Origin of the sequence: Marinobacter sp. CP1, from assembly GCF_001266795.1 — a bacterium.
Classification (GTDB): domain Bacteria; phylum Pseudomonadota; class Gammaproteobacteria; order Pseudomonadales; family Oleiphilaceae; genus Marinobacter; species Marinobacter flavimaris.
The window spans coordinates 1,874,500-1,886,993 of the sequence record NZ_CP011929.1 but is presented as its reverse complement, the minus strand read 5'-3'; the positions used below and the strand labels follow the sequence as shown (position 1 = coordinate 1,886,993).

At 49.8% G+C, this 12,494-nt stretch carries 7 protein-coding genes; 2 read left to right on the top strand and 5 right to left on the bottom strand.

What is annotated here, in order from left to right; all coding sequences use genetic code 11:
* Positions 1–40: 40 nt before the first annotated feature.
* Complete coding sequence (locus ACP86_RS08800) at positions 41–442, bottom strand: hypothetical protein (protein ID WP_053113366.1); 402 nt, start codon at positions 440–442, stop codon at positions 41–43.
* Positions 443–628: 186 nt separating this feature from the next.
* Between ACP86_RS08800 and ACP86_RS08795 the strand changes: the two genes are divergently transcribed.
* Positions 629–2,194 (top strand): TnsD family Tn7-like transposition protein, encoded by a 1,566-nt coding sequence (locus ACP86_RS08795; RefSeq protein WP_053113365.1) that lies wholly within the window; start codon positions 629–631, stop codon positions 2,192–2,194.
* A gap of 1,931 nt (positions 2,195–4,125) precedes the next feature.
* Here the strand turns inward: ACP86_RS08795 and ACP86_RS08785 are convergent.
* The 4 genes from ACP86_RS08785 to ACP86_RS08770 all read right to left on the bottom strand — a co-directional run bounded on the left by ACP86_RS08785 (position 4,126) and on the right by ACP86_RS08770 (position 11,273).
* Entirely contained in the window at positions 4,126–5,340 is a 1,215-nt protein-coding gene (locus ACP86_RS08785) for an IS256 family transposase (RefSeq protein ID WP_053115474.1), read from the bottom strand.
* Between the two features lie 65 nt (positions 5,341–5,405).
* Positions 5,406–5,618 carry an antitoxin Xre/MbcA/ParS toxin-binding domain-containing protein gene (locus ACP86_RS08780; protein WP_053113363.1) on the bottom strand — a complete coding sequence of 71 codons (213 nt, stop codon included), beginning with the start codon at positions 5,616–5,618 and terminating at the stop codon, positions 5,406–5,408.
* Between the two features lie 76 nt (positions 5,619–5,694).
* A complete protein-coding gene (locus ACP86_RS08775) occupies positions 5,695–7,701 on the bottom strand; it encodes a hypothetical protein (RefSeq protein ID WP_053113362.1) in 2,007 nt (668 codons plus the stop codon).
* Positions 7,698–11,273, bottom strand: coding sequence for a hypothetical protein (locus ACP86_RS08770; RefSeq protein ID WP_053113361.1), 3,576 nt, complete (start codon positions 11,271–11,273; stop codon positions 7,698–7,700). The genes ACP86_RS08775 and ACP86_RS08770 overlap by 4 nt, the downstream gene beginning before the upstream one ends.
* A gap of 116 nt (positions 11,274–11,389) precedes the next feature.
* On the opposite strand from ACP86_RS08770, the gene ACP86_RS08765 reads away from it, so the two are divergent.
* Entirely contained in the window at positions 11,390–12,259 is an 870-nt protein-coding gene (locus ACP86_RS08765; protein WP_053113360.1) for a WYL domain-containing protein, read from the top strand.
* Positions 12,260–12,494 lie beyond the last annotated feature (235 nt).

The window sequence follows — 12,494 nt, the reverse complement described above, 5'->3', positions numbered from 1 at the left end:
ATGGAAAGCGTTTTGCGGTCAATAAGCGCATTGGCGCCCTTCAGACCGCAAGTGCACCAAGGAGATTTAGGCGCCCCTCGGTTAACTTGGCGGGCCGTGTGTCTGTTACCAATATCACTTTTAACTGAGGATGGATGTCCAATGCAGTCTTTAACCAGGCTGAAGTTCCGAAGTCGTTTAGATCGTGTGCATTGTGGATGATCCAAACACCGTCTCTGTTGGGCAGCTGTGGAGTTCGCTGTTTAATAGAGTCGACAAAACACTCAACGCGGTCTTCAGATAACAGTGCTTGAAGGGCTTCGGCAGACTGTTCCAGACCCATCGTTTTAGCTCGATAGACCAAGCAGCGCCCGAAGCCGCACTTATAGGCTTTGGAGGCTTTATGTGCAGCTGCTTTGAGTCTCCCCAATTCTTCTGCTTCGATTGTATTGGTGGTCGACATGTGGCGCTCCTTGCGGTAGCGATCCAGTGAACGAAAGGCTTAGGTCGTAACGGTTAGTTTAGCCTACCGACGTCGGTGTTGAGTGGCTGGTCTGAAAGTCGGCCAATTTGATACTCCCTGTCATGATCGGACAACTTGCATTTATTTGACTATTATTTGATCAGCTTAAGCTTGAGTTTATGAAGTATGCTGATGCAGTTTCCGCGGGCTCACGACGACGAATTGCTAGGCAGCGTTATTGCGAGGTTCGCTCAAAGGCAGGGCCTCGAAGACGATAAGGTAGTCCTGGACCAGCTTTTTGGTTCCCGGCACATTGTCCCGTCAACGGTTCTTCAAGGCCATGCGAATCAGCTTCTTGCACATATTGGGCACCTATGGGACATCTCGCCCCGGGAACTGATAGAAAACCATACCCTTCTTCCGATATTTCGCCCTTTTGTGGCTGCCAAAGTCTATGATCAATTCACTCGCGATTTATGCGGTCAATCCAAGAACCACAGTATGCTTCGAACCGGATTGGCTGCTTCCAATATCATTTGGCCCTCAAGCTTTAGGGTTTGCCCCCTGTGCAGCCAGCGTCAGTTGAGAGGACTTGGCTACCTATACTGGCAGCGGCTCTTCCAATGCCCGGGCGTGGAAGTGTGTCCCGAACATGGGTGTTTGCTGATCGATACCGGTATACCGCTTCAGTCGCAGCGCCGTAATCGGTTCGTCGGTACACAGACCGTGACTCAAAATATTCCCGCGCTTTCAGATCTGGGCGAGAGAAAAGATTGGCTGTTGTCTTCTCTTATTGCAGAGCTACTCCAATCCCGACCAACCGAGGCGCCCAATAGCTATCAATGGTCGAGGTTCTATCGGGCTTTGGCAAAACAGCAGAATCTGTGCAAGGGAAAAGGCGTGAAGCATGACGACATCGCAGCTCAGGTTCGAGAATACTGGGGTGGTGACTGGTTGGAGCGATGGGGGCTCTCGTTGAGGGCCTGTGACAATTGGCTGGTTTCGATGTTCCGAAAACACCGACGTCCTTTTTCGTACCTGCAGCATTTCGCCTGTTGGTGTGCCCTTTATGATCACGAACCTTTGTTGACCTCGGTGTTAACCAAGGCGACAGAGTTTTCGAGGCAGCCTGACAGGCGAGCCGTATATTTCTCGCCTCGTGCAGACACTGTTTGCCATGAGTATCGGGCGAGCTGGATAAAGTTAATGAGTCGTTATGGTTCTTTGCGTGAGATCAGGCAGCAAAGGGATGGTGTGCGAGTTTATTCCTGGCTGTATAGATTTGATGCGAAATGGCTTTCTGTTCATAAACCAGGAGAAATACGGCGGCAAACCAAGGGAAAAATTGATTGGATTAGGCGGGATCGGATGATCTTGAGAGAGCTACTAGTGGTAGAGCGTTCAGTCTGGCAAAAGCTGGACGGACCGAGGAGGTCCAAGAACTGGTACTGCAAGCAGGTTAATGGCGGGAAAACCTTAGAGAAGAAACTCAGCAATCTACCTCTGTGTAAGGCATTTTTTGTTCGCTATGCGGAAACCGTCGAGGAGTATCAGGTAAGGCGCTTAGCATGTATATTTGCCAGCCTGTTAAGAACCAACCAATGGCTGACTCCGATCCATGAAATTGAACGAAGTGCCGGGCTCGATCAGGAAAAGTGTCGCAAGGCTGGCCGAGAGATCCTGGAACAGAACATCCCCGCCTGGCAGTTTTCTGAATCGATTCCCCTCCGATTCCGCTCTCCAACATGCTGATGGTCTTTGGCTGCGAAAATGGTTATTTCTTAAAAGCCGTCCGTTCATAAATGTGCAGTTTGAAGGGCATAAACAAAGCTCGGTTCCGGCCGAGCTAATTCCAATGCTCGTGGTGGGAAGCAAGTATGACAATAAGACGAGAATCCGCAGCTCTAAGAGTCAGCACTCTTCGTTCTACATTGCAGATGAGCCAGAGGCTTTCTCTTCAAAGGCCGGAACAAATTGGTTCCAGTTTCGTACTGGCTCGGGATACAGCGTTCGAGTTCGTCAGATAGAGTTCGCCCGCTGTTTATTTTTGAACAATTTCCACCTGACTAGAACCGCGTTCAGACACGATGGATTATCGGGTTTAGCGCAGGTGTCTGAGTCTGATGAGGCAACCGTCATTAAGCTGTCGGCAATGGCGGACTTCCCTCCGAACAATCTGCGTAACAAAGCAGCGCTTCAACACCTTTCTTGGATGATTCTGGACGAGAAAGCACGCAAAAGTTTTGGATCGATTTTAGGTTGTTGGATGGAAGCGGACCGTGAACCCTGGGCGTTTTCGTTCCATCCCCCCTCAGTAAAAGGCTGGAGAATATCTGGGTTTGGCTTTTATGGTGAGGGTGAAGAGGAAGGCATTTTTACGATTGATGAAATTGCGCGCCTTCACAACCCGGTTTTTATGCATCCGAAAAGGATTGTTGTCGATCACCCTAGATTTGAAATTGCCCTTAGTAAAAGTCCAGAAAGTGGTATCAGGCCAAAGATTCCTCGGACTGTAGAGGAGGATCCGGAGCTTATCCTCGATATGGAACCGGAGCTTGGTAATCAGTTAGATGAGGAAAATGACACGGCATTTGAGTTCTCATTTGAGGAAAACCTGGATATAGAAGTACAGGTGAATGGAAGGCGGTATCGGGTAAAACCCAGAGTGGACGGGGAGCTTTCAAAACCGCGTGAATATACCAGTCCTGGGCATGCGGGGGAGCACGGATTTGGCCGTGAGCTGAATTATGGAATTAATAGGGCAGGAGATTGTGCAACCTTAACAGAAGAAGCACTCATCGAGGTTGAATCGGTCAGTAGGTTTGAGAATTTTGAAAAGGTCGTCAATCGCTTGAGTGAACGACCGGATTTTTATTTGGAAAAGAAAACCTGCTTCCAGCTGCCTTGGCCGGGTGACGTCAATACGACCAGTACTAATACGGTTACCGGGAAACCGGTTCAATGCTATGTCGCTGAGATGAGATACTGCAACACTCACGTCACGATTTTTGAAATTGACGTTGAGAGCTTGCTCAAGGAGCACACTATTAGCAATTTGGTCGTGGTGTTCAAAGATGATGTTCCAAGGTGCATTAGGCGGGTACTTCAAAATTGTTCATCGAAGGGCGTCAAATGGGACCTCAAGCAAATCGAACGATTATCTTCCGCCTATGGCACTTGCAGCCACCCCAAAAGAATGGACAGGAGAAATGGTGTGTCCGTTGAAGTTCCAGCTCACCGTTACCAGGAAAGGTGGGTAGCTGCATTAGAACGTGAAATTAGTGGTGTGGTCAGAGACTTGAACAAGCTGAATGGATAATCAGATAGTTCATTTTAGTACTGGTGCCAAGTCCATCCTGCAGGGGCGGTCATGATCAGAGAGCAATCCCAATAAGATTGACTGCAAAACTTGGATTCCAAGGAGTCTGTTCTTTAGGTCGTCACCACGAAGCGTTACAGCAACCCGCTGCTTGAGATCGGATTGAATGGTCGGCGGGATTTTCGGCACCAAAACAATCATTTGATAAAGCTACTGGAGGCCTAGAAGCACTTGGGCAAGTTTGTCGAGTGGAAGATACAATGGCACCCCAGTGTAGGAAATTAGAGCGTCAGGCATGGCTCTCTTTTCATGGAAAACCGTGCTCAAGGAGCCTGTAAATAAATCTGTGTAACTGCCCACCCCATTACAGGTGGCCGTCCAGGCGGTCACCGAATTCGATAATAAAGCGATTCAATGCCGGCTTCCAATCACGGATCGGCATGGTCCATTTCTTTGAGGCCTGTTGGATCGCCAGGAAGGCCACTTTCAGGGCCGAGTCATCACTTGGGAACAGCTTCCGGCGCTTGGTCGCTTTGCGGATCACGCTGTTCAGCGACTCAATGGCATTGGTGGTGTAGATCACTTTCCGGATCGCCGGCGGGTACTCGAAGATGGTGATCAGGTTATCCCAGTGGCTTTGCCAGGAACGAGAGATCTGTGGGTATTGGCTGTCCCAGCGCTCTCCAAAGGCCTCCAGTGCCTGCCGGGCTTCATGTTCCGTGGCGGACTGATAGATCTGCTTCAGATCGGCCGTCACGGCCTTGTAGTCCTTCCAGGATACATAGCGCAGCGAGTTGCGAACCATGTGCACGATGCATAGCTGCACTTTGGTTTGCGGGTACTCAGCGGCAATAGCATCCGGGAAGCCCTTGAGGCCATCCACACAGGCGATCAGGATGTCCTCCAGGCCCCGATTCTTGAGTTCTGTCAGTACCGACAGCCAGAACCTTGCACCTTCAGTTTCGGCAAGCCACAGGCCCAGCAGCTCCTTCTGGCCTTCCATGTTGATGCCCAGGGCCAGATATAGGGACTTGTTGATCACTCTCTTGTCCTGACGAATTTTCAGAACGATGCAGTCCAGATAGACGATGGGGTAGACCGGATCAACAGGGCGATTCTGCCACTCGTGAACCTGATCGATCACACGTTCCGTCACTTTGGACACCAGCGTGGCCGAGATGTCGGCGTCATACATCTCCTTGAAGGCGTCCACAATATCCCGGGTGCTCAGGCCCTTGGCGTAAAGCGCCAAGATCTGGTCATCCATCTGGGTCAGGCGGGACTGACCTTTACGGACGAACTGAGGCTCGAAGGAACCGTCCCGGTCACGAGGAGTCTGTATCGGTACTTCGCCGTGCTGGCCCTTCAGGCGCTTGGCGGAATAGCCGTTACGGCTGTTGCCGGTGCCACGGCCTTCAAGAGCGTGCTTCTCGTATCCAAGATGCTCATCCAGTTCGGCGTTGAGTGCAGTCTCGACGGTGAGCTTGACCAACTGCTGTGTGAGGGCTCCGAGATCTTTTTCAGACTTGATGTCCTTGGCCAGCTCGGCGGCCATAGCTTTAAGTTTTTCTTGGTCCAATTGCGTACCCACGATGGTATCCTTTTGAAAAGACTACTCAGTCGTGGGCAGTTACACAATTTGGTTTACAGCCTCTGCTCAAGTTTTTTTATGAGGCCTCTAAGAATGCGGATGCGTTCGAGGCTATTCATGAGGTCGATCGGTTTTTCGTTTCCGATAGCTTTAATCGGTTGGTTAAGCCAGGATTCTGCGAGTTCCGCATCACCATCAAACGCCTCAATGACCGCTTTCCGTGCAGCCGCTTGCTCTTCTTCCAGAGAACGGGTTTGGCCGCTCATGAGTGAATCTCCGATGAGTCTCAGTGAATTTTTAGACGAATCCGTCGTGTCAGCCCAAGAAAAGTGAGATTTTGAATTAGCTCATCAACTGAGCCTGTCGCTCACCATATTCTCGTACGTGTTTAAAAATAAAAGGAAATGCTGTTATTCCTTTGTGGCGGACATGCCAAACATCTAGGCTACTCCAAAACCATTCAGGTACGGTGTCATTTCCGGCATCTGCAATATAGACATGATTGAAGTTATCTTGCTTTCGAGCGGGTGATCCAACTGCACCTGCCGTGTACATGCCCGATTCCCGATTAATCCATGTCCCTGTTGAGGCTTGAAATACGCCTAGCTCCCAAGATGCGAAGGGAGCTTTTAGCCGGTATCCATGATCTGCGAGGAAGTCATGGAAATGGCGTTTTTCCGAGCTCTTATAGTCTATGCCACTCAACTCACGAGCAGAAATAGTCTGCTGGGCGTTGGAGCCAAATTCCATCAGTCTTGGTACTAACGTGCTATCGGGGTTATCAGCACAATACTGCGCGATGAGTTCAGAGGGGATGCCGCTTGTAAGCGCGGCATCCATTTCTTTGACCCAGGTATGTATCTGCCCTTCGTTTGGAAGGCAAACTGCACCGGTATCAACTGCGATGATGAATTTTCCAGCGTCCGGCCAATAAATGAGATCGGCGCGATCGTAGCCCTTGAAGACCTGCTTTTGTCGGTTCTCATCGAGATCCATCCATAGTTCATCCCTTACCGCATCTGGAAGGCTGTCGAAGACCAATCGGTCGTGATCCCGGTGAGCGTAAAACATCGGCCAAGGTGCCTTTGGCTGTAAAGTTTTCGTTGACGGCCTTATGGATGTGATGAACCAGGCATCTGCCGGCAATTCCGGATAGTCGAGTAATAATCTTCTTTCCTTTACCTCCATTTTGATCAATAGCTCTTTTATAAGAACCTGAGCAACGTGGGATTTTCCCTCCTCGTGCAATCGCTCAGGATAGCAGGACTGTATAACCGTATCTGGGTACTTTCTGCGAGCTATCTGATAGGGATCCACATCCTTGCTTTCATAACTGTCCTTGGTATTCACGATCAGGATGTTCAGTCCATTTTCTTCGATTTCGTTGGTGAGCGCTGACTGAATTCCAAGACGGTCCAGCTCCGAGGTGAGTCGAATTCCAGCTTCCGGATCGTTGCTAGAGTTTGTTACCCAAATAGGGTGTTGCCTCATCTGATCGTTCAACTTTTTGTACGCATCGCGTACTTGCTGGTGCTTAACTCGGTGGTGGATGTCTGGATGGATTGATTCCTGACTAAAATCGATGGTGGTGCCATAGGCTCTTTTCAGGTCATCCAGAAACATGGAGAGAACCCCAAGACGGGTCTGGTAATAGGACTCCAGTGTTGGCTGGCCCTGTAGATCGATTGCTGAAACGCGGTTTTTCCTTTTTGTCGCCGGCGCTCTTTTGACATACTCGCCTGACGTACCTTTACGAACCTCCTGCCCTAAGCTATCTAGTTCATATCGTGGTAGTTTGGCAATCTTTGGTGGAAGCTGTCCTTGTTCATTTTCGTGCATTTTTACGGGAGTGAATGTTGTCGTCTGAATATCCAAGCGCCAGCGTTTCGCGATCCGGCTCCAGGTTGGATCTATCCGAACCGTTGTAATAACGTTCCATTTCGCGGCATATTTTTTCTGCCTTATTACGTAGTAAAGACCGTCGGCATCGAACCGTGTGGGCTTGTCATCCGGGTCTAAAACCCTTGGGATGGCCCTTATGAGGAGTCCTCGCAACGCCCATTGCGGGATCTGTTCTAGCGGTTCTGCTTTTACGCTCAGCGTGTGGTCGTGCAGCGAGATGTTTTCGGATTTCGGGAGTAACACCAGAAATCGTGATTCTTTCCCTTCCTTGATCAAAGCCAGCACTGGGCCGGATTTGTAAATTCTCGTCGCTAGATGCGGGAATCTGGACTCCTTTTCTTTTTCGCTCCAGCCGCGATACGAAATCGATGCCACCGAAAACCGATCGGCCAAGGCAGGTAAGTCGGATGGTGTCATCGTCATAAAATTCGTTAAAACTGGCTTCATTGGACGCTCCCTATCCACTCCAAGAGGGTTATCAAGTGCTTCTCGATAACATTTCCGGAGCTTCTTTCAATCGCTCCTGGTATTTCAATGACGGAGGTCGCTGCCTGATGTGTCGGTTTTAACTCGTTGTCCAAGAGCCGAAGCTTGCTACCCTTGGAGTCAAACAGGTTAATGTAGACAAAGCGTGTGACCCCAATAGCTTGCTCAATGGCGGCAGCTTTGCGTGAGTGATTTTCGACTATACCTTCATTGCGCCAATGCTTTGCATCTACAGCAATCCAAGGTGTGTCAGGCGATGGCCTGATAAGGAAATCAAACGTTTCATAAACAGGACTGGGGAGGTCGGAGACCTCAAAACCGAAATGGCGAAGTATGACTTTGATCCCCTCTTCGCCGAGAGCACCTTTGTATAAGTTAAAAAATGCCGCTGGATTCATAATGTAGGGATGCGGTTGCCATTCTGTCGCAAAGCCTTGTTCTTCAAAATGCTTGCGCACCTGTGAATTTCTCATCAGTTCTGGAAGGCCACTCTCGCCCTCGCTTACCCAGCGTCCGCAGTCAGCTCGGTCGAAAAACTTGAGTTCGCCCTCAGAGTTGAGAGCCTCCGTCTTCGTCTCAAGGCTTCCGGTGAAGAGGTAACCATCCTGGGTTGGCGATTTAATATAGACACGAGGATAGGTTCCGGCAGCTGTTTCGCGTGTTGGCTCAGTTAGAAGCTGCCTTCGTAGGGCCTCCCAATCTCGAATGGCCGCTTCGGGATCGTTTCCCCGAAAACCGGACATCAGTTCCTTTATCAGTGAGAGTGTATCCGCAGTGTAGAAGGCAGCGCGATTGTGTAGGCGCGTCGTTTCCCTATCCTTAAAGGTATCGGTTCCCAGGGCTTGTGCTGCCTTTACAAGAGCCACATATTCAATTGAAAGTCCTTCTTCAGGCCGGTGGTCTGAGGCCAGAGCTTCCCGGAGGTCTCCATCAGCCAGCAGTTCAATATTTGCTCTTTTAAAAGCTGTTCGGGCAGTGCGGCCAACAGCCTGCTCGACAATTTTACGAACAAGCCAAATGTAATCGCCGGTTTGATGATAGCGACTAAGGTTTTGCTCGTGCCGGGAGCCTAGCAGCGAATTCTTTATCCATTGCCTGGCCTCTCTAAATGGAATCCAGTTTGATTCCTGTAAAGCCATAATCTGGTGGAAAAGCAGCAACTGGTTGATTTGATAATCGTCCGTGTCCGAAAGCCATTGATGAGATGGCTTCTCTAGATATAGGGTATCGATATCAGTTTTGACCTCCTCTGATCTAGGACCATCACCGACCCAAATAAGATTACCCTGATCTTTAGGATGCATCACGTGGTAGTCAGGATTCTTACCCTCGCCCATTGATGCGTAAGTGGACAAAAGAATCACCTTGTCATCGGTATTGCTCAGTTGAGTGAGCACCTCATTGAACTCTCCCAGCTTCATCGACTGTGCATCCATACCTGGAAACAGCCGAACTCGCCTCTTCCCCAGCACGTTCTTATCATCGAGGAATTGCTGGAGAAAGCGGACGAAGTCTGGGTAACGGACGGAATCAATCGTGCGGTTCAAAATCACTAGCATGTATCGATTATGTTGAGCAGCCATGAAGTGCTCCAAAGCTTTGAGAAGCTTGGATACCCAGTTCAAGACGTAATCTCCATCTTGGTCCAGTTGCAGCCATGTATTAAGGACCATTGCTGGCTTCCGCACGGATTTCCCGGATTGAGAAAAAAGCTCCTCGGCAACTAACGCGCGATCTGCCGTCAAAAAGCTTGAATTCACGCTGACCCCACACGAGCTATACCTCCGCCTAGAATGGTAGTAGTCGCTGATTTTCTTTGTCTGCGTTGGGGATAACTCGATAAATCTGGAGCCGAGTCTGGTTTTCATATACTCCAGGTCGAAGTTCTTGATGACAGTTCGGGAGGTGGCGGTCGCACTGATACCGAGGATCTTGGCGCCTGATTCAACCAAGCGTGCCATAAGCCCAGAAGGCGTAATTGTGAAACCTGTATAGAAACAGCTAACCGTGTCACTCGTGCCTTCGTTTCGACGAACATCGGTGAGTTTCAGGCCGTTATCATGGTAAGTACGAGAGGCCATACGAGTGGGGGATTGCAGAAATTTTGAGCGCCTGCCTGCAAAGCTGACTTGAGCGTCGAAAGCAGCGAACACTGCCGAACTCAGGTCCTGCAAGTTGAAGTGTCGCAAAATAGACATCACAGCTTCTTGATAGGTAGAACTCTGCGACCCAGAATCGCCGAAGTGTGAAGAGGCGTTATTACTGAGATAACGCCAAACTGATGCCCGCATCGTCCAGATGAAGCGTCGGAATTGCCAATCCGCTTCATTGACGAATCGACTCAGCCGGTTTGAGAGCTGCTCTGGAGGCATTGCATCGGCGGGAAGGGACTCACTGTGAATGAAGTTTTTGCGCCGATCGCTATCTGTGCGCAGGCTTAGCATGTGCTCTGCACTGTGCGCATGTGTAATGGTTCGATCCGAAAATAGCCGGACCTTTTCTGTCTCCAGCGTTGTTCCTTCAGTATTGAAGGCAAACTGAATATGCCAGCGATCAGCAAATTCTTTGAGGCTTTGTTTTAGGTCGTTGAATATTTCCTCAATACCTTCGTAGCGTTCTGAGCGTTCCAGCTCATGTTGTTGAAGATTTGCATGTATTGTCCGGGTCACTTGGATTAAGTCCAAGGCCGTTTGTTCGGCCATGTGCTGAAGGATAACTTCGTTCTGGCGATCAAATTCATCGATAATGAGCACGGCGCCATCGAGCTCCCGAATGGGATGAACCCTTGATCTCAGTGTTTGATAGCCTGAGAGAAACTTACGAGTGGTCATGAAGCAAACGTTGGCCACCTTCCGTTGAAGGCGATCGCCTGGGACCAATTGATCTAGGTTCTGATAATCGGATGCCGATAGTTGTATCCCTTTTTCGCTGCGCAGGATGCTGTGAATTCTGTTGAGCATGAGCCGATAGGTCTCTGCCGCCTTCTCCTTTATTACCTCTTGCACGCCGGGACGCATCGAAGGGTGTGCGGCTACCGACTGCCTGAGTTTTTGTAAGGATCTCCAGCAGTTTTGGATTCTTGGGTCGGAATGCAGACCAAATCGATCCATAACCGACTCAACAACGGATTCGTTCACGTCGAGCAGTTGAGAGTCTTGGCCAGGTAAGTAGACGATCCGTTGCTTTAGCTGCTCTTTTTCGTTCTCAGATAGGCGCGGTTTTCCGTCGACGGCTTGTGAATCAATCAATTGCAGAAGTTCTTCATAGGTGTGACGAACGTTGTCCACGGAGTTGGTAATGTAGTAGATCGTGCGACGGCGGTTTGGATCTAGATTTTTGGACTGGATGAGCTCTTCCAGGATGGCGACTTTGATGCTGTGAGTCTTCCCTATACCCGTTGGCGCTGGTATCGGCACCAGGCAGCCTTGATCATTTTCTGCCCCCAGAACGTCTTGGAGATCGCGTTGCAGGATCTCATCCAAAGGCGAGAGTGGTGGCTTGGAATCACCTGCAAACCCGCGCTCTGTTATCATTCCCAACTCCTTTTAATGCAAAGATGGATAGCAGGTTGCCGGGTTTCGTTAGAAATCTCGATACTGGATAGGTCTACAATGCGTCCACTTTTTGAACAGGTGTAATAGGGAGAGCCATGTCAGCGGATGATGTCGCGTGGGAAAAGAAGAGTAAGTTCCACCTAATAGAAGTTGTTGCCTATTGGGAGGGGCGCGTGACGAACGATCACTTAAAGCGCGCTTTCAAAATAAACAGCCGCACTACCGGCTCTCGACTCTTCCAAGCGTATAACAGCATTACACGTGGCAACCTGAGCTACTCTGCTAGCCATAGAGGTTATGTTCCGAGCGACAGTTTTGACTTCCGGTTCAGCATCGGTGATCTGGGCGAGTACCTGTCGCTTATGACCCAACACAACACTCTGAACCCATCTTTTTCAGGCATCAAAGATCTACCTGCACCGACAGAGGCAATCTCGATTCCCCATAGGGCTGTTTCCCCTTCGGTTGTCAGGCAAGTGGTTGTTGCAACGCAACAAAGATCAAGGCTGGAGTTAGTTTATCGGTCACATTCAAGCCCTGATGGGGAAGATCGCATTATTGCACCTCACACTTTGGTCTATTCAGGACTACGCTGGCATGCTCGTGCATGGTGCGAGAAGCATAAGAACTTTCGGGATTTTGTGCTCACACGTATTGAACCCGGTGCCGAAGTGATCGGGGAAGCCCTACCGGAGGCTGATCCAGTATTAGATGAAAACTGGAATCGCCAGATTAACCTTAAGTTAATTCCAAATCCGGAACTAAGTGAGGCGCAGCAGCGCATGGTGGCTTTGGACTACGGGATGGGTGATGAGCGAAGCCTGAATGTCCGTGTGCGGGCGGCCATGGTGCATTACCTGATGCTCTCGCTGAACGTGTTCTTGGGCAGGGAAAGGTTTAAGCCGGAGGAGCAGCCTTTGGTGGTGGCAAATATAGATGAGATCGAACCGTTCGTATTTGGTTAAGATTTTGGTGGACCCGTTGGCGTGGAGTAAGGTGGTTCAGATTGGCAGGACGTGGTCTCCGAGACGGAAACTCATAAAATGGCCTTTGTATAGGAGGGCCTGAATGAGATTAGGCCATTTTTGCCGTAGGATTAGCACTTTGTAGGCCAAAAGGCTTACTACTTTAGAAAAACTGGGATCTCTATCGAGGAACTGGCGAAGAATCCGAGGATAAACTATACATACTTGAAATATC